The organism is Gillisia hiemivivida (genome assembly GCF_007997295.1).
In the GTDB taxonomy this organism is placed as follows: domain Bacteria; phylum Bacteroidota; class Bacteroidia; order Flavobacteriales; family Flavobacteriaceae; genus Gillisia; species Gillisia hiemivivida.
The window spans coordinates 84,544-108,878 of record NZ_VORY01000003.1 but is presented as its reverse complement, the minus strand read 5'-3'; the positions used below and the strand labels follow the sequence as shown (position 1 = coordinate 108,878).

Genomic DNA, 24,335 nt, shown 5'->3' with positions numbered 1-24,335 from the left:
AAAATTCGAGGCAAGCCCGCCTGAATGTTTCGGGCAGGCCTCGGGGAACCTGCCCAGCCGGTCAGGCGGGTTAAACCCTCAATGAGGGATTAAATCATTTAATTTCCTGAGCTAATAATATAAACACGGATGATCAATCATAAGAAGCTTAAGATATGAGCTCCAACTCCTCTTGTAACTGTTCCCAAGATTTCATTAATTGCTCTATTTCCTTTTTCTTCTTCTTATAATTTTCAAGAAAATGAGGCTTAGCGACAGCGGCTTTATAATTTGTAGCCATTTCCTCATCCTTCACCTTTAATTCCTTTTCCAGCTTACCTATTTTAGCTTCGGTATTGCTTAGTTTATTCTGAAGAGATTTAAACTTTTTCTGATCATTATAAGATTGCTTAGAATTGGAATTATTAGATACTTCTTTCTGAACTTTATCTCTTTTTTCGATAGCACGCATGTTTTCAACATTACGCTGATCCAGATAAAAATCTATATCTCCTAAATATTCTCTAATCTTTTTATCCTTGAACTCATAAACAGAATGTGTTAAATTTTGAAGGAAATCTCTATCGTGAGAAACAATTATAAGGGTTCCTTCAAAACTTTTTAACGCTTCTTTTAAAACATTTTTAGATTTGATATCTAAGTGGTTGGTTGGCTCATCCATAATAAGCACATTAAATGGCTGAAGCAATAATTTACATAGTGCCAATCTATTTCTTTCTCCACCAGATAGAACTTTAACCTTCTTACTTACCTCGTCTCCTCTAAACAGGAACGAGCCTAACATATCTCTTACTTTACTTCTAGTAGACTCTGTAGCGGCGTCTATCATCGTGTCCAGCACCGTCTTTTCACCATCCAACTCGTCTGCCTGATTCTGCGCGAAATACCCTAACTGTACGTTATGTCCAAGTTTCAGTTTACCGGTATGCCCAATCTCTCCAACTATTACTTTAGCCAGTGTGGTTTTACCTTGTCCGTTTTGTCCAACAAAAGCGATCTTACTGCCTCTTTCTATCAGAAGGTCTATATCCTCTAATATTTGCACCTCTCCGTATGCTTTCCCAACCTCTTCCGTCTCTATTACAATTTTCCCTGGCTGCAAAGAGATAGGAAAACGTAAATTCATTACGGCATTATCATCTTCATCTACCTCTATTCTATCTACCTTATCTAACTTCTTGATTAAGGATTGTGCCATAGATGCCTTGGAAGCTTTAGCACGGAATTTTTCAATCAATTTTTCGGTTTGTTCAATTTGTTTTGCCTGGTTTTTTTGAGAAGCTAATTGTTGCTCTCTCAATTCCTGACGTAAAACTAAATATTCCGAATATGGTTTTTTATAATCGTAGATCTTCCCTAGAGAGATCTCAATAGTTCTATTGGTAACATTATCTAAGAACATCTTATCGTGAGATACAATGATCACACACCCAGGATAATTGGTTAAGAAAGATTCCAACCAGATAATAGATTCTATATCCAAGTGGTTAGTTGGCTCATCCAGCAATAAAATGTCATTGCTCTGTAGCAAAAGCTTAGCCAATTCTATACGCATTCTCCAACCTCCAGAAAAAGTATCGGTAAGTTTGTCGAATTTATCACGCTCAAAACCAAGTCCAACAAGTACTTTTTCAGTTTCTCCCTGGTAATTATATCCACCAATAATTTCATATTGATGAGTAATCTCACTAAGATCTTGGATTATTTGAGTGTATTCGTCACTCTCGTAATCGGTTCTGGTAGCTAATTGCTCATTGATAAAGTCTATCTTCTTCTCCATCGCTTTGATCTCCACAAACGCCTGTTGCGCCTCTTCGATCACTGTACGACCTTGAATAAAATCTATATCCTGTTTTAAGAAACCTATTTTAAGTTCCTTGTCTTTAGCTATTTGCCCTGTATCTGCCTCTTGTTCCCCAGAAAGGATTTTAAGCATTGTAGACTTTCCCGCCCCGTTCTTACCAATAAGTCCTACGCGATCTCCGGCGCCAAGTCTAAAGGTAATTTCATCAAATAAACTCTCGCCTCCAAATGAAATAGATAAATTATGAATGTTAAGCATTATATTATTCTAAATTTTTTGCAAAGATGCCTATTTTTGCATTACTAAAAAAATAGAAATGCAATTCTTAAAGGGCTCAAAATCATATAGTATACTAACAGGGACTTGTCCGGTGTGTCATGAGGAAAGTATGTACATGGATTCCAACCCATATAGGCTGCAAAATATTTTAAAAATGCACGAAAGATGTTCCAATTGCGGAACAAAATATAAAATAGAACCTTCTTTTTTCTTTGGAGCTATGTATGTAAGCTATGCTTTAGGAGTTGCAGTATCTGTTGCCGCTTTTATAATCTCTTATGTTTTTCTTGGCGGCGGACTGATGACCACCTTTATTACTATTACAATAAGCTTGATTGTATTAATGCCAATAATTCTTAGATTATCCAGAAATATCTGGATAAATATGTTTCTAAGTTATGACGACGCTGCCTGATATAATTTAGCAAATCTATTTATATCTATTTCTTCGGAAAGTGCTACTGAATCTTCTATGTAGTTAATCAATTCTGAAGCTACTGTAGGCCCTATTAACACTCCTCGACTTCCAAAGCCATTGCAGCAATACATATTTCCATGTTTGGGATGTTTCCCTACGAGCGGCTTTCTATCCTTAGCTGCAGGTCGAATTCCGGCAACTTGATCTACAATCTCAAAATCACAATTTAAGAATCCGTTTAATTTTTCCAACAAGTAGTTTTTTCCTTCCAGAGTCGGTTCTTTTGTTTTATCCCAATTATTATAAGTTGCGCCAACCTTATAAAGATCTTCTCCAAGCGGAATAATAAATACCGAAGATTTTACTGCAACTTCCAGTTTTAAATCTTGAGCTTTAATAATTAAATATTCCCCTTTATTTCCATTTAAAGGCAAGTAATTGAAATATGGATTTGTTTTTAATCCGAAGCCATCACAAAAGATGATCATTTTAGCTCTCCTATTTTTATAAATGCAGTGATCCTCATTTACTTCAAATTGATCAAAATCGAAGGTTTCTTGCTGAAATGAATTTATCTCCGTTAAATAAGCCCGATATTTTTCAAGTAGGAGTTCTGTATTTACAACGCCGGTTTCTCTAACATGACCAAAATAAAATGATGAGGGAATATGTGGATTTATAGTTGAGACTAACTTTTCATCTAAAAATCTACTCAAATAAGGTTTATCCATTGCAGAAAACCAATTGTTCTGTTCTTCTATAGAATGAAATCTTCTATAAATTGGTAATGGATGGATTAGGCTTATCTCTAATTTTCTCTCTAACGATCTATAAAATGAAAGAGCGGTATCTAATTGTTCATTAGCATTCCAGGCCAATGTAAATCTTTTTAATATCACTGGATTGTATATGCCTCCGGCAACTGTAGAGGAAGATTGGGAGTTATCATCATATACCAGAATCTTTTTGTCCTTAGAAAGCAACTTTTCAGCAACGGCAATTCCGCTTAATCCGGAACCCACAATAATATAATCCAACATAGCGTATAATTGAAAAACGCCCCGGAAATTCCGGAGCGCTTAATCTATTTAAAATTTGAAACTTAGTAGTTCCACATATCTTGTTCGAAATTTCGAATTTGCTCCTTGATCCTTTGAGATTCCAATAGCTGCATAAATGCATTCTCTGCAATATACTCATCTACCTCACGATCTCCTTGCACGTTATCTTCTTTATAGATCACTGCACTGAATCTTCTTGCATTCAGTAAATGATCAAAAGTTATAGATTGTGCCGTGTTGCTTCCATTAAAAGCATTATTATCAAATAACACTTCTCGCGCATCCGGGAACCATACCCAAAATAACTCAACTAGGGCAGGAACTTCTTCATCAATAAAATTAACATCTGGAGCTACTGGAGCGATTCCTAATATTCTGTATTTCAATTCTGCCATACGTTTGTCAAAATACCACATTCCACGAATATGATATTCTGCAATGTCTGCAGAAGTAATATCTCTTCTATCAATAAATTGCTGATCTATTTCTTCTCCTGCATTGTACTGCTCAACCCCAAGGTCTGTAGTATCAATTTTAGAGATAGCAGCACTAATATCGCTTAAAGTTCTCTTTTCATTGAAGTAGGAATCTGCATAGATATTCTTGATTTTTCCAGATTTGATCCCCGTCATAAGAACATCATAAAGTGATCTTCTATTAGAACCAATGTTATTGGTATCTATAGGGTAATACATTGGGAAATTTACGCGTTCATCTAGATCTATGATCTCCCATGTGTTTTTAGACCATAAGACATCTCTGTCATCTACAAAACCATAAGGCAATGGCTTGCTTTCTTTCTTCACAGCTTTCTCCCCCTCAGATAACTGTCCAATCTGGTCTGGAGAAGTCGCATTTAACATATTTGCCTGTCCCATTACCGATCCGGTAATAAGCAATCCAAATACACCAATCAAAATCTGATTCCACTTCATTATAATGAATTTATTAATTTGTTAACTCCACAAATACCGGAGACACTTTCTTAAGTTTATATCCACTATTGGTAGCTAATGTAGCTTCAATATCGAATATTTGTACGGTCTCTCCTCTTCCTGCGCGTCTTAACGCCGCTTTAGCTGCAGCATCCAACCTAGCACCATTTACTCTAATAGTAGGTTGACCAGAAACACTAAAACTAAAACCTGTAACACGTAAACCTATCTCAAAATCGAAATCAGGCAATGTTGCACCAACTTCAGAGATCTCTAAACTGCTACGTTGCATTTTTACAGCACCATCTTCCCCACGAATAGTTCCAACCGGTCTAGGAATATCTTTTACTCTAAAACTTTTTTTGTCTGAAACAGTTTCTCCTCCAGGTAGTTTTCCACTTACGCTAATTGTAACTTCTCTTGCTTGAAGTGTTGTAACATCCATCATATAATTCCCCGCACCACTTGTCGATCTTAACCCTGGAGCATTTGCAGTAACACTAGCTACACCAGGAATAGAGATAGTCATTGGGTTTTGAACCCCACGATATACTACATTCATTTTATCTGCAGAAATTACTGCCGAATTGGGTTTTGGTATTACCGCATAAGAACTAGTAATTGGAATTTTAACTATAGAATCCCCTTCTTTAAATTGAATTTCTCCTCTAATCTCTTGCTCTCCAACATTACCAGCCGGAAAGTCTAAAACTACCTGCCCTGCTTGAGAGCTTTCAATTTTCTTACCATTAACAATAACATTGTCAAATTTAAGTGTCTTATCTACTCTTCCTAAAACTACTTTCCCTTTGAAGTTTTCACCACTAAAGAATGCTGTTTTAGAGGGAACAACAATAGCTTCATAGTTTGTTAATGAAACTTCACTTTGTAATTGTCCAGATAACATTGCAGAAAGAATTTCACTTTCAGTAGATTTAATATCTGCTTGAGTTTGGGTTAGCTGAGTTACCGAAGCTACTAAAGGAAAACCTTCATAACGGTATTTTAACCACTCTACATTTGCACCATCTACCTTAACAGATTCAGTTGAAAATTCTGCTTGGACATTCTGTACTATTTTTTCAAATCCTTTTTCGTCACCAATAATAGATACAACTCCATTTTTGTAACCACTCATTTTATCTAAAAATTCTTGTCCTTTCGGGCTAACTCTTCCGCTTTGAAAAAACAAACCATCCAATTTATTGGACTTATCCATTTCCTCATATTGTTGCTTATCATCAACATCTGATAATATCTCAGTTTTCAAGTTTTCTAAATACGAATTGAAATCTTCAGATAAAACATCAATTTTATCCGCTTTCTCTTTCAAAATGGTATATTTTTCAGGCTGCTCACTTACTTTTTCCTCTAAACCTGCCAAAAACGCATTATTCCGTTGTGCAGTTGTAGCATTAGATTCTGTTAATTTTTCATTCATTAGTCCAAAAGCGGTAAGTACCTCTTTAGACATATTTAAAGCCAACATTGCAATGAAAACCAAGTACATTAGGTTAATCATCTTCTGTCTTGGTGATTGTTTTCCAGACGCCATGTATAATTAGTTTAGTTTTTTATTAGATCTCTTCTAGTCGTTACAACTAAATAATTATGCTTTTACGTTCACATTCATTGCAGTAAGCATACCACCATAAACTCCATTTAATGATGAAAGGTTAGCAGCCATTGAACTCATCTGATCTTTTAATTTACTTGCGTTTTCAGCAACTTCTTCGTTTATCTCTGATTGTCTAGCTGAAGACTCTACTTGAACTTTATATAGGTTATTCAATGTTTCCATTTGGGCAGCAGCTACACTTAATTCTTCTGAATATTTTCTTTGAGAAACCATAGAATCTACTGTTGGAGCAATCCCTTTTGCAGCTCCTTCAAAATTACGGATACTTGTTCCAAGGCTTTCCATTAAATTAGCATCTATTTTAGCTTCCTTCAGCATTACATCTAACTTCTTAGATAGAGATGCTTCAGTTTCTTTATCTTCTTCAATTAAAGCATTATGTCTTGCAGCCGCAGAACCTCCATTTAATTCTGGGTATACTAACGCCCAGTCAAGATCATCATCTACGGGTTCAAAAGCAGAATAAGCAAATACCAATGCTTCTGTTACTAAACCAGCAATTAAAAATTCATTACCAAAAGGCCAGTGCATAATTTTAAATAAAGCTCCCAAAATTACTACAGATGCACCTAAACCGTACACCATATTTGTTATCTTCTTTACGTTTCTTGAATTTGCCATGATATTAAATGATTATTTCTTGTGGGTTATTATTAATTTGGGTTCTTGTTAATTATTTTAATTTCTTGGAGATTGGTTTAGAGTAACATCTGTTCCAAGATAATCTTGAACTGTTCTAAAACCAATATAACTTCTTGCTGTATCCGAGTATTCGTAATCTCTTGTACTTACCTGTAAGAAATAAGCAACATCCTTCCAGGAACCACCTCTCACTACCTTTCGCATATCATTTTCATCATTAACGGTAGGGTTCATAGAAGACATATATTCATAAGCCGCTGGATCGTATGAAGAGTTCACCCATTCTGAAACGTTTCCTGCCATGTTATATAAATTATAATCATTTGGCTCATACGATTTTGCCTCTACAGTATACAAAGCTTGATCTGCAGCATAATCTCCTCTTAGAGGTTTAAAGTTTGCCATGAAACAACCTCTGTCATTCTTAGCATACGGCCCACCCCAAGGGAAGGTTGCAGATTGTAAACCACCTCTAGCAGCATATTCCCATTCTGCTTCAGTAGGTAACCTATAAAAAGGAACATCGTGATCTCCCTTAGATTTTCTGAAAGCATTATGGTACAATGTTCTCCATTGAGTAAAAGCTTTAGCTTGTTTCCAGCTAACACCCACTACAGGATAATCATCAAAGGCAGTATGCCAATAATAATCATTATGCATTGGTTCATTATAAGAGTAATTGAAATCTTTAATCCAAACCGTGGTGTCTGGATAAACATTTATCTCTTCAGTAACTATAAAGTCACTTCTCTTTTGAGTTTTTGCTCTTGCCGCTTTCTGTATATCCATCCAACGGTACTTGAATTTCAACTTTTTAACGTCTATGGTTCTTTGACCGTTATAAGATTCTTCTAAAGGGATATACATAGAATCCATTACTCGAGCATAAGCTTCGTCTGGATAATCTCTAGTATCCCAGATGATATCGATATCTTTATTCAGTTTTCTTCCTTGATAATCTTCAGAAAATTGAGTGTAGTTATCATACATGTATTTCTCATAGACCGTCATGTCTGCCTCGTCAGAATCAAGGAATGCAAACTCTCCGATACCCTCTTGACCTGCGGTTGCCCCTTCAAAATCGGCTTCGATAGCAAGATTCATTCTAACAATAGAATCACGCACCCAATCAGTGAATTGTCTGTATTCAGAATTAGTGATCTCTGTTTCATCCATATAAAAAGAACGCACTGTAACCGTTTTAGTTGGCGCATTTTTCGCGTCAGCAATATCATCATCTGCCTTTCCCATAATAAATGCTCCGCCTGGTATTAGCGTCATTCCAAAGGGCTTCTCCGGATTCCACCTCTTACCTTCTGCACCTACAAGCTGCCCACGATCACCACTGTTACAGCTATAAAGCAATGTTATTACAGCAATAAGCGAAAATAATTTCTTCATAATATCTCTCTGGTTATGACATATTTGATTTAGGTAGTAAACCTATCCAAATAAATTTTAAAAAACAATACTTTTTGCAAAAATACAGTAATATATGAATATGCTTACAAAATTTTAAACTTCGTTCTTCCTTTTGGTCTTATACCATCTTTCCGGAATAACTTGGTTGCAAGCCTCTAAGTAATCCTCATGGTTGCAAGGTAATAACGTGTGCCTTTTCAATTTAGTATTAGAATTTGAAATAAAAGGTATTTCTATCCACCACCTTCCGGTTCTAGGGCTTTTAAAAAACACTAAAATTTCTTCTTCTATTGGCACTTGATATTTAATAAAATCTTTTTTAGCAGATAGGGTATTTTCATTAGACCTATAATTTACTCCTTCTATAAAATACCAGATCATCTGGGCTATTAACATGTTTCCAGTTTCAGAATAATTGGAAGTATATTCATAAATCCCAAAAGAAGAAACTTTATCGCTTATCCCAGCATAACGCGCTAGAGCACAAATTTCCTTTCCATCAAATCCGTTTGGAGAGTTGTTTGGTGAACTATTAATAGAAGAAGCATTTACAGCATTAAGATCTATGCCAACCAAGTTTGCATCTCTCATTACTGGCTCGACTATTCTTATATTATTTGAAACCTCTCCCAATCTAAAAGCATCAAAAAACAAACGTTCCATCAAACCTATTTCCTCCTGAGAGTTGTAATATGTTTGATAGCCAACATTAGAATAATTAAATAAGTTATAGGGTTTATTTACTACTATCTTTCCAATATAGGACTTGTTGCTTATTGACTTTTCTGCATCTCCAAGGTCAAATCTTGAATCTACATTAACAAGATTCACCATTTGTTCTACAAAATCGTACGCCCTGTATTGTGCATAAATTAGATCTTGACTTCCTCCTAGTATTACTGGAATAATATTTTTCTTAAGCAACTCTTTTACTAAAGACTGTAATGCAAAATAGGTGTCTTCTACTGTCTCCCCTTTTTCTATAGAACCAAGATCTGCAATATTTAAATGCCAGTTTCCTGGGAAAAGGCTATAAAAAGATCTTCTTATTTTATTGAAATTAAGAAACTCATCTTCATATCCCTCTACCAATCTATTTTCATTTACTGAAACTATTGCTATTTGTACATTTTCAAGATCAGGAATTCCTGAGGACTGGGTATGAACCAACAACTGGCTTCCCAAGTTATGTGCTTCTGCCGTAACAATTTCTTCAAACAATTGCTGGTCTAAAGGTCTTAAAAATTCAAAATCCATCAATTACTTCTTTTTTGGAGCTGGTTTCTTTTTAGCGGCAGTTTTCTTTGCTGGAGCCTTTTTCTTAGCAGCAGCTTTCTTTTTTGCAGGCTTTTTCTTAGTGTTCTTTTCTATTATTTCCTGCACCTCAACCAATGTTAATTTAGTTGCATCTACAGTTTTAGGTAGTTCGATCTTGGTTTTTCCCTTGATAATATTAGAGCGTCCCCATCGCGCTTTTTCAACTCGAATCCCTTCATCTTCCCAGTTATGAAGCACTTTATCTATCTCCTTTTGGATCTTATCCTTGATAAGCTCTTCAATATTCGCATCGGTTAAATTATCAAAATCGTATTTTTTATTAACGTTGATAAAGATATTATTCCACTTCAAAAAGGGGCCAAATCTTCCAACTCCTTTTTGCACAGGAAGCTCGTTGTAAAAATATATAGGAGCATCTGCTTTTTCTTTAGCTTCAATAAGCTCTAAAGCGCGTTCCATATCTACACTCATCGGATCTTCACCCTTATCTAAAGAAACGAATTTTCCAGAATATTTTACATAAGGTCCAAACCTTCCGTTATTCACCTCCACTGGTTCTCCTTCCCATACCCCGATTTCTTTGGGAAGTTTGAAAAGATCCATAGCCTCTTCATAGGTAATAGAACCCAAGGATTGATTTGGAGTTAATCCCGCAAATCTTGGTTTCTCTTCATCTTCTACAGATCCAATTTGCACCATCGGCCCAAATTTACCTAAACGCACACTCACAGGTTTTCCTGATTCAGGATCTTCTCCTAGAATTCGCTCCCCTACTTCTCTATCTGCGTTTGCTGCGACATCCAATACTTGAGGATGAAATTCAGAATAAAAGTCTCTCAACATTTTCGTCCATTCTTCATTTCCTTCTGCAATATCATCGAAACTCTGCTCTACTTTTGCTGTAAAATTATAATCTAATATATTAGAAAAGTGCATCACTAAAAAGTCGTTTACTACCTGACCAACTGCGGTAGGCACTAACTTCCCTTTATCACTTCCAATATTTTCAGTTAATTCCTGTTCACTGAATTTATCATTTTTCAATCTTAACTGCGCATATTTTCGCTCAATGCCATCTACAGTTCCTTTTTCTACATAATTACGATTCTGGATTGTAGAAATAGTTGGTGCATAGGTAGAAGGTCTTCCAATTCCCAATTCCTCTAATTTCTTTACCAAAGAAGCTTCGGTATATCTATAAGGAGGTCTCGTAAAACGCTCTGTAGCGGTAATATAATTGTTGTCTAATTTTTCATTTACTCTTAGTGCCGGAAGCATTCCTTCTTGCTCTTCATCTTCATCATCACTTCCTTCTAAATACACTTTTAAGAAACCTTCAAATTTCAACACTTCTCCATTTGCAGTGAAATTTTTATCGTGTTTATCTGCTTCAATCTTAACGTTAGTACGCTCCAATTGAGCATCACTCATTTGAGATGCGATGGCTCTTTTCCAGATCAATTCGTACAAACGCTCTTGATCGCGATCTGCATTAACCGTATGATTTTCAAAAAGTGTAGGTCTAATCGCTTCGTGAGCTTCTTGTGCTCCCTTAGATTTGCCTTTGAATTGTCTAGTTTTACTGAATTTCTCCCCGTAAGCCTTTAGAATTTCATCTTTTGCACCTTTTCGGGCATCATCAGATAAGTTCACACTATCTGTTCTCATATAAGTAATATGACCCGCTTCGTATAAACGTTGCGCCATAGTCATGGTTTTACTTACTGAAAAATATAACTTTCTGGATGCTTCTTGCTGAAGCGTTGAAGTTGTAAATGGAGGTGCTGGAGATTTCTTAGCTGGCTTAGTGGTTAGATCTGCTACCTTAAAATTAGCCTGCTGATTTTCTAAAAGAAACTTTTCAGCTTCTTCCTTAGTATCAAAATTACGAGGCAATTTCGCTTTTAAGGTCTTTCCTTCTTCCGTAGTAAATTCTGCATCTATTCTATAGGAAGCTTCCGCAGTAAAACCTTCGATCTCACGCTCTCTCTCTACAATAAGACGCACAGAGACAGATTGCACCCTTCCCGCAGAAAGCCCACCTTTTACTTTTCTCCATAATATAGGAGAAAGTTCGTATCCCACCAATCTATCTAATACTCTTCTTGCTTGCTGAGCATTTACGAGATCGTAATTAATATCACGAGGGTTTTCGATCGCTTTTAAGATAGCTGTTTTGGTGATCTCGTGAAATACTATTCTTTTAGTTCTATTTTTATCTAGTTTAAGCTCTTCTGCTAAATGCCATGCGATTGCTTCTCCCTCCCGGTCTTCATCACTCGCTAACCAAACCATTTCAGCATTTTTTGCCTGCTTCTTCAGTTTACTTACAACATCCTTCTTATCCTTAGATACTATATATTTAGGTTTAAAATCCCCTTCCGTATCCACTCCTAATTCTTTGGTAGGTAGATCTGCTATGTGACCAAAACTGGACATTACAGTAAAATCCTTCCCTAAAAATTTCTCGATGGTTTTGGCTTTGGCCGGAGACTCTACAATCACTAAATTCTTTGCCATGTTTGTCTATTTTCTAGCTGCAAAAGTAGAGCAATTTTTAAATATGCACTCAAAATCCTGAAAATTCCACTAAACAAGGGAAATTAATCTCTAGAATTTTTAGTGCTGTCACTTTGTCATAATCGCAGTAAAACCTATCTTTGCAAGCTAAATTACCTATAGGACACGATTGACATATGGAGAAGATCATAGATGAAAAATTACAGGGAAACACCTTAGTTATAGAGCCGAAAGCCGAAAACAAACGGAAGTTATTCATTGAAAGCTATGGCTGTGCAATGAATTTTAGCGATAGTGAAATTGTAGCATCCATACTTGAAAAAGAGGGCTTTAATACCACAAAAAATCTTGAAGATGCAGATCTGGTTTTAGTAAACACCTGTTCTATTAGAGATAAGGCTGAACAAACTGTTAGAAAGCGCTTACAAAAATACAATGCTGTTAAAAGAATAAACCCGAAAATGAAGGTTGGGGTTCTTGGCTGTATGGCAGAGCGTTTAAAAAGCAAATTTTTAGAAGAAGAAAAGATCGTGGATCTCGTAGTGGGACCAGATGCTTATAAAGATCTTCCCAATCTTATTAGTGAAGTTGAAGAGGGAAGAAATGCAGTGAATGTAATTCTTTCTAAAGATGAAACTTATGGAGATATCTCGCCAGTAAGATTGCAAAGCAATGGAGTTTCTGCATTGGTTTCTATTACCAGAGGATGCGATAATATGTGTACTTTCTGCGTGGTGCCTTTTACAAGAGGACGTGAGAGAAGTAGGGATCCGCAGAGTATTATAGAAGAAGTAAATGATCTGGCCAGTAAAGGTTTTAAAGAGATCACTCTTCTAGGCCAGAATGTAGATAGTTATTTGTGGTATGGCGGCGGACTTAAAAAAGATTTTAAGAATGCTTCTGAAATACAAAAAGCAACTGCAACCAATTTTGCAACACTATTAAAAATTGTTGCTGAAGCCCATCCTAAATTACGTATTCGTTTTTCTACTTCTAATCCTCAGGATATGACGATGGATGTTGTAGATATGATGGTAAAATATCCAAATATTTGCAAGCACATCCACTTACCATTGCAAAGCGGAAGTAATAAGGTGTTGGAAAGAATGAACAGGCTTCACACAAGAGAAGAATATTTTACACTTATAGATAACATAAGAAAAAGAATCCCAGATTGTGCCATTTCTCAGGATATGATCGCAGGATTTTGTGGTGAGACTGAAGAAGATCATCAAGACACCTTATCTTTAATGGAACATGTTAAATACGATTTTGGATATATGTACTCCTATTCTGAAAGACCTGGAACATTAGGTGCTAAGAAATTTGAAGATGATGTTCCTGAAGACACAAAACAAAGAAGACTTGCTGAAATTGTAAAACTTCAGCGAGGACATTCACTTCTTAGAACACAAGGTTATATTGGCAAAACAGTAGAAGTACTTATAGAAAGAGAGTCAAAAAAATCTGACAAGCAATGGAGTGGTAGAACTACCTATAATGCGGTTGCTGTTTTTGATAAAGACACCTATAAGATTGGAGATTTCGTAAATGTTGAAATTACCGACTGTACAAGTGGGACTTTAATTGGTAAACCTATTGGATACAGCATCCATAATTAGTAAACCACCAATAAAAAATTATATAAATTTAAAGTTGCAACCTGGCGCAAGCCAATAAGCAATAGGTAAGAAATATATGGAATCAGTTCAAGCAATAAAACAGCGATTTGAGATCATAGGGAACGATCAGGTACTAAATCGTGCAGTAGAAAAAGCTATCCAAGTAGCTCCTACAGATATTTCTGTTTTGGTTACAGGAGAAAGTGGTGTTGGTAAAGAAAGTATTCCTAAAATAATACATTCCTTATCTCATAGAAAACACGGGAAATATATTGCTGTAAACTGCGGCGCAATTCCAGAGGGAACTATAGACAGTGAATTATTTGGTCACGAAAAAGGGGCTTTTACAGGAGCAACACAAACCCGTAACGGTTATTTTGAAGTTGCAGATGGAGGAACTATATTTTTAGATGAAGTAGGAGAACTTCCATTAACCACTCAGGTAAGATTACTTAGAGTTTTAGAAAATGGCGAGTTTATAAAAGTTGGATCTTCAAAAGTTCAAAAGACAAATGTTAGAATTGTAGCCGCTACAAACCTTAATATGTTTGATGCTATTAAAAAAGAAAAGTTTAGAGAAGATCTTTATTATAGATTGAGCACCGTAGAAATCAATCTACCGCCTCTAAGGGATAGAAAAGACGACATCCATTTGTTATTTAGAAAATTCGCAGCAGATTTCGCTATCAAATATAAGATGCCTACCATTAGGTTAGAGGATGCTGCAGTAGAACTTATTCAGAAATACCAATGGGGTGGAAATATTCGCCAATTACGAAATGTTGCTGAACAAATTTCTGTTTTAGAACAGGAAAGAAATATTAACGGCCCTCTGATAAAAGGCTACCTTCCCAATATTGGAAGCAATTTACCAGCTGTTATTTCAGAAAAAAAGAAAGAAAGCGATTTTAGCAATGAGCGAGAGATCCTTTACAAAGTTCTTTTTGATATGAAAAGTGACTTGAACGACCTCAAGAAACTCACCATGAAATTGATGGAAAGTGGAAATCTTAAGGATGCAAAAGATGAACATGAAGGATTGATCCAGAAAATATATGGGGAGAATGATGATGATGAGCAAGATATAGAAGATCTAAACGAGGAAGAGCTTAACATTTTACAGATACCTCAAAATTCTTCTAAAGAAAAAGAAGATAAATACTACTTTGCTGAAGAAATAGAAGAGGAAGAAACCCTTTCTTTACAGGATAAAGAATTAGAACTTATTAAAAAATCTTTGGAAAGACACAGCGGAAAAAGAAAAAATGCTGCTGAAGAATTGGGCATAAGCGAGCGTACCTTATACAGGAAGATTAAGCAATATGATCTTTAACTCAAATTTGATATCACAGGAAGTTTAAAGATTTTAAATATTTATTTTCAATGAATAAAATTGGTTTTATTTTAAGTTGCATATTGCTATTTAGCTTTCAATCCTGTGGCATCTATTCTTTTACCGGGGCAGATACAGGCGCAGCTAGTACATTTCAGGTGAATTATTTTCAGAATAACGCAGATATAGTAGAACCTGGAATAGATAGAGCCTTCACAATACAGCTTCAAGATCTTATCCAGGGCCAAACCAATTTAACCCTAACAAATGATGGAGGAGATCTTATTTATGAAGGAGAAATCATAGATTATTATGTAGCACCAATAACAGCAACAGCACAAAATACCGCTGCACAAAACAGGCTCACAATTGCGGTGAACCTAAGATATTATAATACCTTGCAGCCAGAAAAAGATCTTGAAAGGCAGTTTTCCTTTTATTATGATTATGATGCAAATGCCCAACTAACAGGACCTACCCTAGATACCGCCTTAGAGGAGATCTTTTCCAGAATCACTCAAGATATTTTTAACGCAACGCTTACAAATTGGTAATGAATTCTAAAGAATTAACTTCCTTATTTGCGAATTCTGCTCCTGTAAAAAATTCAGAGATAGCCGTATTGGAACCTATTCTAGAGAAATTTCCATTTTTTCAGGCTGCTAGAGCCACCTATCTTAAAGGATTACACTCCATGGATAGTCCACGTTATAATTCGGAATTAAAAAAGACAGCTGCACATACTTTAGATAGAAGTGTTTTGTTCGATTTTATAACCTCAACGAATTTCCTACAGGATAAGGTTGCCTTACAAATTAAGAATCAGGAAGAAAACTTAAGAAATATTACGGTTTTTGAACCTGAAGAAGTTTTTGGAACTAAAAGTCTTGCAATAAACGAAGCTATTAAAATGAAGCAAATAGAATCGGACCAAGTAATGGATCCGTTTTTATTTGAAGAATTAAAAGAGCAAGCCACTCCTGAGGTACAAAATGAAAATATTCCTCAAGAGTCTTTAATAAATATTGGCAAACCCTTAGAATTCAATTCTCAAGAATCGCATTCTTTTTCGGAATGGTTGAGTTTAACTAGAGCAACTCCTATAGAAAGAAATACTTCTAAACAAAAATCAGAGTCTCCATTAAAATCTAGAAAATCGCAGCTTATAGATAATTTTATCTCGAAAAGTCCCAAGATAAAACCTAACAAACCTGCGAGCAATCCCAATTTTGCACTGGATAGAACAGTTCCTCCAGAAGCTTTAATGACAGAAACTTTAGCGAGGGTTTATCTGGAACAAAAAAACTATAAAAAAGCAATTCAAGCTTTCAAGATTTTAAGTTTGAAAAATCCCGAAAAAAGTGGTTTCTTTGCAGACCAAATTAGGGCAATTAAGAAATTACAAGAAAATAATACCGGAAAAGAATGAGCACATTCACTATTTTTTTAGCATTGATAATCATTGTAGCATTTTTACTAGTAATAGTAATTATGGTACAAAATCCTAAAGGCGGCGGACTTTCATCTTCATTTGGAGGTGGCGGAGGCCAGCAAATTGGAGGAGTAAAGAAAACGGGAGACTTTTTAGATAAAAGTACTTGGACCCTTGCTACTTTAATGTTGGCTTTAATCCTATTATCTAACATCCCGGTGATGGAAAGCAACGGAATCTCTGAGTCTAGAGTGATAGATGGTGACGGCACTATTGAAAACACAGTTCCAGAAGCTACACAAACTCCAGTTCAAACAGAACAAGAGCCAGAGCAGGAATAAACACTCCTGACATCATAATATACAATGCCAGCTTGTCATAAGCTGGCATTTTTTGTTTCATAATGTCAGTATATATGGCGTGGCATAATTTTAGTCATTTAGGCTTTGTACAAATTAAATTAATTAACTAAAATACATTACATAATGGCTTTAAAAATCAAACCTCTTTCAGACAGAGTACTTATCGAGCCAGCTGCTGCCGAGACTAAAACAGCATCTGGTATTTATATTCCTGAAACCGCAAAGGAAAAACCACAAAAAGGTAAAGTAGTTGCAGTTGGAAAAGGGACTAAAAAACATGACATGACCGTTAAGGTTGGTGATGAAGTCCTTTATGGTAAATATACTGGTACAGAACTAAAATTGGAAGGGAAGGATTATCTTATCATGAGAGAAGATGATATTCTTGCAATTGTGTAAACCCTTACACATTTAAAATGCAGTCTGCGTTTTAAATTAAGAAACTAAAATTTATTAATTAAAAAATTTCGCTTTTATGCCTGGCATAAATCAGATGTGAAATTTTCAAAAAACTAAAAAGAATGGCAAAAGATATTAAATTTAATCTTGAAGCCCGCGATGGAATAAAACGCGGAGTAGATGCATTAGCAAATGCTGTAAAAGTTACTTTAGGACCTAAAGGTCGTAATGTAATTATTGGAAAATCTTTTGGAGCACCTATGGTTACTAAAGATGGAGTAAGTGTTGCTAAAGAAATAGAATTAGATAATGCTCTAGAGAACATGGGAGCTCAAATGGTTAAAGAAGTTGCTTCTAAAACCAATGATCTTGCTGGTGATGGTACAACTACCGCTACAGTTCTTGCACAAGCTATCGTAGCTGAAGGCCTTAAGAACGTTGCTGCAGGTGCAAACCCAATGGATCTAAAGAGAGGAATAGACAAAGCTGTTGAAGCGATCACAGAAGATCTTACTAAACAAGCGAAAGAAGTTGGAAACTCTTCTGAAAAAATAAAACAAGTTGCATCTATCTCTGCTAATAATGATGACCATATTGGTGAACTTATAGCACAAGCTTTTCAGAAAGTTGGAAAAGATGGTGTAATTACTGTTGAAGAGGCTAAAGGAACTGATACGCATGTAGATGTTGTTGAAGGTATGCAATTCGACAGAGGATATCTTTCTCCATATTTTGTTACAAACAGTGAGAAAATGACCGCAGATCTTGAAGATCCATATATATTATTATTTGACAAGAAGATCTCTTCTATGAAAGACCTACTTCCTATTTTGGAACCGGTTGCTCAATCTGGAAAACCATTATTGATCATCGCTGAAGATGTAGATGGAGAAGCACTTGCAACTTTAGTTGTAAACAAACTTCGTGGATCATTAAAAATCGCTGCAGTGAAAGCTCCAGGATTTGGAGATCGTAGAAAAGCAATGTTGGAAGACATCGCAATCCTAACTGGTGGTACTGTAATTTCTGAAGAAAGAGGATTCTCTTTAGAAAATGCTACTCTAGATATGTTAGGAACTGCTGAAAAAGTTGCTATAGATAAAGACAATACAACTTTAGTAAATGGAGCTGGAGATAACAACACTATTAAAGAGCGAGTTCAACAGATCAAAGCTCAAATAGAGTCAACTACTTCAGACTACGACAAAGAAAAACTTCAAGAGCGTTTAGCTAAATTAGCTGGTGGAGTTGCTGTACTTTATGTAGGTGCTGCTTCAGAAGTTGAAATGAAAGAGAAGAAAGACCGTGTAGACGATGCTTTAAATGCAACTCGTGCGGCTATTGAAGAAGGTATTGTTGCTGGTGGTGGTGTTGCCTTAGTTAGAGCCAAAAAAGTTCTTGAGAGCTTAAAAGGTGAAAATGCAGACCAAATGACCGGTATTCAAATCGTGAATAAAGCGATTGAATCTCCTTTGCGTACTATTGTTGAAAATGCTGGTGGTGAAGGCTCCGTAGTGATCAATAAAGTATTAGAAGGTAAAAAAGATTTTGGTTATGATGCCAAAACCGATACTTATGTAGATATGCTAAAAGCAGGTATAATCGATCCTAAGAAAGTAACAAGAATTGCATTAGAAAATGCAGCTTCTGTTGCCGGAATGATCTTAACTACAGAATGTGCTTTAGTAGACATAAAAGAAGATAGCGCTGGTGGCGGAATGCCAGGCGGCGGAATGGGTGGAGGTATGCCCGGAATGATGTAGGTGGCATTGCCACACTAAATTAAAAACCCTGCTTCTAACAAAGCGGGGTTTTTGTTTATAGCTCATAGTTTATGTTTTTAGAACGAAAATTTTAAACTTGCTACAACCTGAGATGGCCTTAGCTGATAACGGCTTTCCACATAAGAAAATTCATTTGTATAAGCATTTACAAATTCATCGGTATTTAAAATATTATTCCAGCCGATGTTCAGGTCAATCTTGGGCTTTTCAAATGTATATTGATAACTGAAATTCACAAAATAATTGTTCGCATTTTCTTCAGAAAGAGAGTTGCCGTAATATTCGCCTCCGCCACTGAAATATTGATTATCGGCCAGATAAAAGAATGCATCTACCGTATGCTTATTTGTTTTTATTTGCTGAATCCTCCCGGTGGGTAATGCAGGTTGCGCATTTTCAAAGGCGGTTTCATAAACTGAAAAAATTCCGTTGTAGGTCACCGTGAGCCAGCTTGAAATTTCCGCATCTAAACTTCCGGAAAGCCTGAAATTTTTATTTCCTACATCAACAAAATTTCCATTTAGCAATTGTTCCCGCTTTGTTACCGAATAATTTGCACTCAACTTCAATGTGGTATTAATTTTACTAAAATATTTGCTGCCGTTAAGATTGAAATTATTCGAGTTTGAAAAATTATCCTTTTCTATCGCCTGTAAAACATTTGCCCCGTTTTCACTAATTTGGTTGCTGTACAACAGGTTATTATTTGCAAGGGTATAAGAATAAGAGCCGCTAAAAAATAGCCGTTTCAACGGATTTCTATAAGAAAGTGTACCGTTGTATTTCTGATTGACTTGTTGCGCAATGGGAGCATTATAGCGTTGCAAATTTCTGTAATTTGTCAAAATAAAACCATAATACAATTGCTGAACCTCCCCAAAATCATAATTCAGACCTGCGGAAATACTGCTTTCCAAAAAGGCAGATAATTTCTTTTTCACATAAAAGTTTGGTTCAAATACCAAGCGCTCGATCTTTCGTTTTACTAAAATATTTTCATCATCCAATTTAAAAGACTTAAGAGATAGCGGTGTACTAAGTCTAAGATTCCAGGTTTCATCGTTACTTTTAAAACGAAAAGCATTTTTGAAATAAAGATTTGAAGTCACAAAGTCAAGCCTGTTTTTAAAATCAGTTTCGGAAATTTGGTTGTTTTCGTTTAGAAAAAGATCACTATCTATCTGTTGCTTTTCTATTGAAAATCCTATTTCTGGGGAAATTGTAAATTTTCCTAAACCTTTGGTAATGCCAGCCGAATTATTGGTAAAAAAATGTGAGGTTTTTAGAATCTGTTCAATTTCTGAATAAGGTTCACTCTTATTTAAAATTCCTTCAAATTGCCCCGGAGACACAAGTAGATTTTGATTAGCATGGGTATAACCTATGTTGGATCGGAAAGTAATAAGTTGTTTTCCCAAGGTTTTTAATACCCGTAACTTATTGCGAATTGCGGTAAAAGGATTGTTAAGATTTTGATGAATTGTAACATCAGATTGCTGTATCAACCCACGCTGGGAATCCCAAAAAGCGTTAAGCTCCAACTGGTTTTTCAAATAATTCTTCTCCGTGTTTTTTTCTAGGGTAAATTTGCTTTGCAGTGTATTAATAAATATATCATTATTCGTTTTCTCTATCAGGTTTATTGTATCGGTAGGTGTAAAAAAGCGAGTTTGCGTGCTCCCCTGCTGTGTTTGCGCGTCATTTAAATAAGAAAGATTCACTTTTAAATCTACATCTTCTTTTATCCTTTGCAGGAAATTGACCGACCCCAAATGCACATTATTGTCTAACCAACGTTCCTGTGCGAAGGGTGGTTCCGAAAGTTTTTGAATAGAGAGCCAATTAGTTTTGTCTATACTAAAATCATTGCCAGAAAGATCGAAAGAAAAGTCTCGGATTTCGCGTGAGACATCGCTCCCTGTATTATTGCTTTGATAAGTAACAATAGCTTGCCTCTTTTTCGTAAATATCATAGGGGTTATTTTTGCTTTCCAAAGCAAAGGCGCCAAACCTAATCCTACTTCAGCCGTCCCGCTAGTGGTTATCTCTTTCTTTAATTTTATATTCAAAGAAGCGCGTTCTGAAAATTCCAGACTGTCCAAAACTTTTATAGGCTGATGATTTTCCAGAATCTCCACTTTAGAAACATCATCTACAGCAAGGTTTTCATTAGCAAGGCTATATCTGCCTTCCAGCAAATCGAGTCCTTCGATATAATATTTCTGTATAGGTTTACCATTGTAATAAATTTGACCACCAGGTCTCATTTCAATTCCCGGCAGTTTCTTAATAATATCGGCAATTACACGGTCTTTCTGATCTTTAAATGCAGAAACTGAAAAACTAAGCGTATCGCCACGCTGTTCTATAATTTTAGCCTCTATAAGCACTTCTTTTAATTCTTCTGAAGATGGGGTAAGCTGTACCGAAAGTTGACTGGTTTTATTCTCAATGGTTTTGGCCCAAGTTTTATAGCCTATAAAGGATACTTTAATAAACAATGAATCTGAAGTTGAATTCAGCTTTATATCAAAATTCCCTTTTTCATTAGAAATCCCATAGGCCAAAATGGCCGAAGTGGAATCTGTACTAATAATTATAGTGGCTCCGCTTAGTTCCCGGTTATTTTCATCAAAAATTTTCCCCGTTATCACCGACTGAGTATATCCTTTAGTTCCTACGAATAATAGACACAGCAAAATATAGCAGGAATATTTATTCAAATTATTCAAATTCCAAAGGATTATTTTCTTTCTCTAACATCTTTGTGAAGGCTTCCACTAGTTTTCTTTTAACTTCCGGACTAGCCTTTACATTAGGATTGTTAGCATAACCCATCGGATCTCTCCGATAACGGTACCAGAGATCTTGTAACTCTTCTTGGGTAGTTTCAACGTATTGATTCAAGTTTAATTTGAACTGCATTTTTGGCGATAATTTCTTAAATCCAAAGAATTCAAAATTCCAATGTTTTTCAGTATCGTAAATTTCAAGGATAAGTCCAGGCAAACCGTTGAACTTATAAGGACCGTCTGAAATAGGAATTTCAGTAGCGAACCATGCTACATATTCCCTTCCTGCAAAAGAAGTTGTCGCTTTTTGAACCTTATATTCTTTGATAAACTTTGTTTCGTTCTCAACTTTCCAGTCGAACAAATTTTTATCCTGAACGTAATAAAAATGATCTTGCATTTTAGGAACTTTGAGGGTATAAAAAAGTTGCCTGGTTTCCTTTTCCTTTTCCTTTATAATTTCATAATGAAAATAGGTCAATGCAGCTCTGGAGGTATGCGCAGTATTGCCGTTATAAACAACTTGATTAGCGAGCGTTTTCGCCCTACTGGAATACATTGAATAGTCATCACCCAGAAAAAGCGTCATGTACTCCGATTTTTCTGAATCCACATCAGTAGAATCCAACTGATAGGTAAGTTTGTACATTACCTTGTAATTAAAATGATCTTTCAGTTTTTGTGAAAAACCATTATTAAAAACAAAACAAAGCAGTAGAATGGAACAGAAGGTTTTCATTTTTTTTTGGTTTATTCCAGTTCGATAGGATTGTTCTTTTTTTTGAGCTCTTCTCTATGCTCTTTCATCATTTTTTCTTTTTGTCCAGGTTGAAAGTCTAGAGTAATACCCTGGCGTCCTAAGGCAGCAAAGGGATTACTCATATACTCGTCATAAATATTAAGTAATTCGTCTCTTTTAGTAAGCAGATAATCGTTTGGAGTAAATTTAAAAGGAATAGGTTCACGCAATTTTTGAAATTCGGTAAGTACAAATGAGTAATGATTTTTCCGATCACTAATCTCTAGTATTAGACCTGGCAATCCATTGAATTTATAGGGCCCATCTAGAATAGGAATTTCAGAAGTGAACCACGCAGTATAGTCCCTACCAGCGAATTTTGTAGTTGCCTTTTGAGACTTAAAACCATTAATACTTTTGGTTTCTGGTTGGATTTTCCAATCGAAAATAGCCAGATCTTCAATAACTCTGTAATTATCCTTTACGATTTCCTGGGTATAGGAGAATTTATTTTCAGGGATTCCTTTATAAATATAATAATCAAAGTCTGTTTTAGGAATTTGGGATCGCAGCCTTGCAAAAGCGGCCATATTCTTGTTAGATTTATCTCTATGTTTCATTAACGAGTCACCAACGACAGTTCCCAAGCTAGAAAATCTGGAAATTTTGTCACCTAGGTAAAGAATCATTGATTCCGATTTTATGGAATTTACATCTGTAGAGTCTGGTTGATAGGTAAGTTCATAAGTAGCCTTATATTTAAAATCCTTTCCTATTTCAGTTTGTGAAAAACCGAGCAGGGGCGCAATAGTCATTATAAAAATTAGGTAAATTTTCTTCATTATATTTTAAATTTTTAGTTGCTATTACAGGTTATTCCAGTTCTATGGGGTTGTTTTCTTTGGCTAATTGAACCTTTCGTTTTTTTCGGTATTTATTTTTATCGTTTCCATTATTGAAACTAATAGTTATTTTTTTACCACTTTCACCAACGTAATTATTAATATATTTTATAGGATTTTCTTGATATTGCCGCTTTAATTTTAGAAAATCCTCTTTTGAAGATTCTCCGAAAAGTTTTGGCGGAAAAGCTTTCACAATAGGATCAAATGAAGTCGATAATCCTTTAAAGTGAAAAACATATTCATTTTCAACATCTGAAACTTCAAGGATCAAACCGGGAAGTCCAGAAAATTTATATGGTCCGTCCGGTATTGGGATTGCTGAAGTAAACCAAGCAATGAAATTCCTTCCTGCAAAAGAAGTTGTTGCCTTTTGTGATGGATAACCAGCTATTTGTTTTGTGTCGTCTTCTATTTTCCATTTTATTTCTGAAGCCTTTTCGATATAATACAGGCCATCTTGGAATATTTTTTCAGTATGATATATTTTATCAAGATCACGATTCTTGTAGATCTTAAAGTCAAAATCGGTTTTAGTTGCTGCGGTTTTATCTTTCCAATCCTGGCTACCTATTTGAGAAATATTCATGCTTTGAGAAAGAGAATCTTTCAACGCCTTTCGTTCGCTTAAGAACAAAGAACCTTTGCCACCCGTAAAAAGCCAGATTGTTTCAGATTTTTTGGAATTGACATCAGTTGAGTCAGGTTGATAGGTTAATTCATAAACCACACGATATTTTAAAATATCCTTTACAGATTGAGAATAAGAATTTAAGCTGAAGGTAATAACCAAAATAAAAAGGAATCGTTTCATAAGAAATTGAGGTTTGTGTCTTATACAGCTGTCAATTTGGGGATTTAATTTTATAAATCAAAGGAATAACTATAAAAATAGTTGTTTCAGATAAGACAGAAAGAACCTATCTTTTTTCTAAAATTCTTAAATTACCTAATTGCTATTAAATTTTAACA

General features: G+C 35.4%; 20 protein-coding genes. 8 read left to right on the top strand and 12 right to left on the bottom strand.

Going from position 1 to position 24,335, the window contains the following annotated elements; all coding sequences use genetic code 11:
• Positions 1-148 precede the first annotated feature (148 nt).
• Positions 149-2,062 carry an ABC-F family ATP-binding cassette domain-containing protein gene (locus ES724_RS04560; RefSeq protein WP_146930178.1) on the bottom strand — a complete coding sequence of 638 codons (1,914 nt, stop codon included), beginning with the start codon at positions 2,060-2,062 and terminating at the stop codon, positions 149-151.
• A gap of 58 nt (positions 2,063-2,120) precedes the next feature.
• Here ES724_RS04560 and ES724_RS04555 point away from each other — a divergent pair, with 58 nt between their 5' ends.
• Positions 2,121-2,498, top strand: coding sequence for a DUF983 domain-containing protein (locus ES724_RS04555; protein WP_146930175.1), 378 nt, complete (start codon positions 2,121-2,123; stop codon positions 2,496-2,498).
• Here ES724_RS04555 and ES724_RS04550 read toward each other — a convergent pair.
• The 7 genes from ES724_RS04550 to topA all read right to left on the bottom strand — a co-directional run bounded on the left by ES724_RS04550 (position 2,480) and on the right by topA (position 11,998).
• The gene (locus tag ES724_RS04550) at positions 2,480-3,541 is read right to left on the bottom strand and encodes an NAD(P)/FAD-dependent oxidoreductase (protein WP_146930173.1); all 1,062 of its coding nucleotides are present in this window, start codon (positions 3,539-3,541) and stop codon (positions 2,480-2,482) included. The genes ES724_RS04555 and ES724_RS04550 overlap by 19 nt on opposite strands.
• A gap of 62 nt (positions 3,542-3,603) precedes the next feature.
• Entirely contained in the window at positions 3,604-4,497 is an 894-nt protein-coding gene (gene porN / locus ES724_RS04545) for a type IX secretion system ring subunit PorN/GldN (RefSeq protein WP_146930170.1), read from the bottom strand.
• Between the two features lie 13 nt (positions 4,498-4,510).
• A complete protein-coding gene (gene porM, locus ES724_RS04540; protein WP_146930167.1) occupies positions 4,511-6,052 on the bottom strand; it encodes a type IX secretion system motor protein PorM/GldM in 1,542 nt (513 codons plus the stop codon).
• A gap of 54 nt (positions 6,053-6,106) precedes the next feature.
• On the bottom strand, positions 6,107-6,757 hold the full coding sequence (gene porL, locus ES724_RS04535) for a type IX secretion system motor protein PorL/GldL (protein ID WP_146930164.1): 651 nt from the start codon (positions 6,755-6,757) through the stop codon (positions 6,107-6,109).
• 57 nt (positions 6,758-6,814) lie between these two features.
• On the bottom strand, positions 6,815-8,179 hold the full coding sequence (gene porK / locus ES724_RS04530) for a T9SS ring complex lipoprotein PorK/GldK (RefSeq protein ID WP_146930161.1): 1,365 nt from the start codon (positions 8,177-8,179) through the stop codon (positions 6,815-6,817).
• Positions 8,180-8,293: 114 nt separating this feature from the next.
• Positions 8,294-9,457: a formimidoylglutamase gene (locus tag ES724_RS04525; protein ID WP_146930159.1), complete on the bottom strand. Its 1,164-nt coding sequence runs from the start codon at positions 9,455-9,457 to the stop codon at positions 8,294-8,296.
• Positions 9,458-9,460: 3 nt separating this feature from the next.
• Positions 9,461-11,998, bottom strand: coding sequence for a type I DNA topoisomerase (gene topA / locus ES724_RS04520; protein WP_146930156.1), 2,538 nt, complete (start codon positions 11,996-11,998; stop codon positions 9,461-9,463).
• 176 nt (positions 11,999-12,174) lie between these two features.
• Here topA and miaB point away from each other — a divergent pair, with 176 nt between their 5' ends.
• The 7 genes from miaB (at position 12,175) to groL (ending at position 18,909) form a co-directional block, all read left to right on the top strand.
• Positions 12,175-13,620 (top strand): tRNA (N6-isopentenyl adenosine(37)-C2)-methylthiotransferase MiaB, encoded by a 1,446-nt coding sequence (gene miaB / locus ES724_RS04515; RefSeq protein WP_146930153.1) that lies wholly within the window; start codon positions 12,175-12,177, stop codon positions 13,618-13,620.
• Positions 13,621-13,696: 76 nt separating this feature from the next.
• Positions 13,697-14,953 (top strand): sigma 54-interacting transcriptional regulator, encoded by a 1,257-nt coding sequence (locus ES724_RS04510; protein WP_146930150.1) that lies wholly within the window; start codon positions 13,697-13,699, stop codon positions 14,951-14,953.
• Between the two features lie 50 nt (positions 14,954-15,003).
• Entirely contained in the window at positions 15,004-15,507 is a 504-nt protein-coding gene (gene lptE, locus ES724_RS04505) for an LPS assembly lipoprotein LptE (RefSeq protein ID WP_146930147.1), read from the top strand.
• Complete coding sequence (locus ES724_RS04500; protein WP_146930144.1) at positions 15,507-16,382, top strand: hypothetical protein; 876 nt, start codon at positions 15,507-15,509, stop codon at positions 16,380-16,382. The genes lptE and ES724_RS04500 overlap by 1 nt, the downstream gene beginning before the upstream one ends.
• The gene (secG, locus tag ES724_RS04495) at positions 16,379-16,726 is read left to right on the top strand and encodes a preprotein translocase subunit SecG (protein WP_026837494.1); all 348 of its coding nucleotides are present in this window, start codon (positions 16,379-16,381) and stop codon (positions 16,724-16,726) included. Before ES724_RS04500 ends, secG begins: the two co-directional genes overlap by 4 nt.
• A gap of 144 nt (positions 16,727-16,870) precedes the next feature.
• Positions 16,871-17,146: a co-chaperone GroES gene (locus ES724_RS04490; RefSeq protein ID WP_026837493.1), complete on the top strand. Its 276-nt coding sequence runs from the start codon at positions 16,871-16,873 to the stop codon at positions 17,144-17,146.
• A 122-nt stretch (positions 17,147-17,268) separates the two neighbouring features.
• Complete coding sequence (gene groL / locus ES724_RS04485; RefSeq protein WP_146930141.1) at positions 17,269-18,909, top strand: chaperonin GroEL; 1,641 nt, start codon at positions 17,269-17,271, stop codon at positions 18,907-18,909.
• Between the two features lie 77 nt (positions 18,910-18,986).
• On the opposite strand, the gene ES724_RS04480 is transcribed toward groL, so the two are convergent.
• Genes ES724_RS04480 through ES724_RS04465 form a run of 4 tightly spaced genes read right to left on the bottom strand, consistent with a single transcriptional unit; the run spans position 18,987 to position 24,177 of the window.
• Positions 18,987-21,629, bottom strand: coding sequence for a carboxypeptidase-like regulatory domain-containing protein (locus ES724_RS04480; RefSeq protein ID WP_246136818.1), 2,643 nt, complete (start codon positions 21,627-21,629; stop codon positions 18,987-18,989).
• Between the two features lie 25 nt (positions 21,630-21,654).
• The gene (locus tag ES724_RS04475) at positions 21,655-22,461 is read right to left on the bottom strand and encodes a GLPGLI family protein (protein ID WP_146930139.1); all 807 of its coding nucleotides are present in this window, start codon (positions 22,459-22,461) and stop codon (positions 21,655-21,657) included.
• Between the two features lie 11 nt (positions 22,462-22,472).
• The gene (locus ES724_RS04470; RefSeq protein WP_146930136.1) at positions 22,473-23,303 is read right to left on the bottom strand and encodes a GLPGLI family protein; all 831 of its coding nucleotides are present in this window, start codon (positions 23,301-23,303) and stop codon (positions 22,473-22,475) included.
• Positions 23,304-23,334: 31 nt separating this feature from the next.
• On the bottom strand, positions 23,335-24,177 hold the full coding sequence (locus ES724_RS04465; RefSeq protein ID WP_146930133.1) for a GLPGLI family protein: 843 nt from the start codon (positions 24,175-24,177) through the stop codon (positions 23,335-23,337).
• Positions 24,178-24,335: the final 158 nt, after the last annotated feature.

What these genes read in the sequence shown, in the direction of transcription:
- ES724_RS04500 (WP_146930144.1), top strand. Translation starts at nt 15,507, where the DNA reads ATGAATTCTAAAGAATTAACTTCCTTATTTGCGAATTCTGCTCCTGTA.
- porN (WP_146930170.1), bottom strand. Translation starts at nt 4,497, where the DNA reads ATGAAGTGGAATCAGATTTTGATTGGTGTATTTGGATTGCTTATTACC.
- ES724_RS04470 (WP_146930136.1), bottom strand. Translation starts at nt 23,303, where the DNA reads ATGAAGAAAATTTACCTAATTTTTATAATGACTATTGCGCCCCTGCTC.
- miaB (WP_146930153.1), top strand. Translation starts at nt 12,175, where the DNA reads ATGGAGAAGATCATAGATGAAAAATTACAGGGAAACACCTTAGTTATA.
- ES724_RS04510 (WP_146930150.1), top strand. Translation starts at nt 13,697, where the DNA reads ATGGAATCAGTTCAAGCAATAAAACAGCGATTTGAGATCATAGGGAAC.
- secG (WP_026837494.1), top strand. Translation starts at nt 16,379, where the DNA reads ATGAGCACATTCACTATTTTTTTAGCATTGATAATCATTGTAGCATTT.
- ES724_RS04550 (WP_146930173.1), bottom strand. Translation starts at nt 3,541, where the DNA reads ATGTTGGATTATATTATTGTGGGTTCCGGATTAAGCGGAATTGCCGTT.
- ES724_RS04465 (WP_146930133.1), bottom strand. Translation starts at nt 24,177, where the DNA reads ATGAAACGATTCCTTTTTATTTTGGTTATTACCTTCAGCTTAAATTCT.
- lptE (WP_146930147.1), top strand. Translation starts at nt 15,004, where the DNA reads ATGAATAAAATTGGTTTTATTTTAAGTTGCATATTGCTATTTAGCTTT.
- topA (WP_146930156.1), bottom strand. Translation starts at nt 11,998, where the DNA reads ATGGCAAAGAATTTAGTGATTGTAGAGTCTCCGGCCAAAGCCAAAACC.
- porM (WP_146930167.1), bottom strand. Translation starts at nt 6,052, where the DNA reads ATGGCGTCTGGAAAACAATCACCAAGACAGAAGATGATTAACCTAATG.
- ES724_RS04555 (WP_146930175.1), top strand. Translation starts at nt 2,121, where the DNA reads ATGCAATTCTTAAAGGGCTCAAAATCATATAGTATACTAACAGGGACT.
- ES724_RS04560 (WP_146930178.1), bottom strand. Translation starts at nt 2,062, where the DNA reads ATGCTTAACATTCATAATTTATCTATTTCATTTGGAGGCGAGAGTTTA.
- porL (WP_146930164.1), bottom strand. Translation starts at nt 6,757, where the DNA reads ATGGCAAATTCAAGAAACGTAAAGAAGATAACAAATATGGTGTACGGT.
- ES724_RS04490 (WP_026837493.1), top strand. Translation starts at nt 16,871, where the DNA reads ATGGCTTTAAAAATCAAACCTCTTTCAGACAGAGTACTTATCGAGCCA.
- porK (WP_146930161.1), bottom strand. Translation starts at nt 8,179, where the DNA reads ATGAAGAAATTATTTTCGCTTATTGCTGTAATAACATTGCTTTATAGC.
- ES724_RS04525 (WP_146930159.1), bottom strand. Translation starts at nt 9,457, where the DNA reads ATGGATTTTGAATTTTTAAGACCTTTAGACCAGCAATTGTTTGAAGAA.
- ES724_RS04475 (WP_146930139.1), bottom strand. Translation starts at nt 22,461, where the DNA reads ATGAAAACCTTCTGTTCCATTCTACTGCTTTGTTTTGTTTTTAATAAT.
- groL (WP_146930141.1), top strand. Translation starts at nt 17,269, where the DNA reads ATGGCAAAAGATATTAAATTTAATCTTGAAGCCCGCGATGGAATAAAA.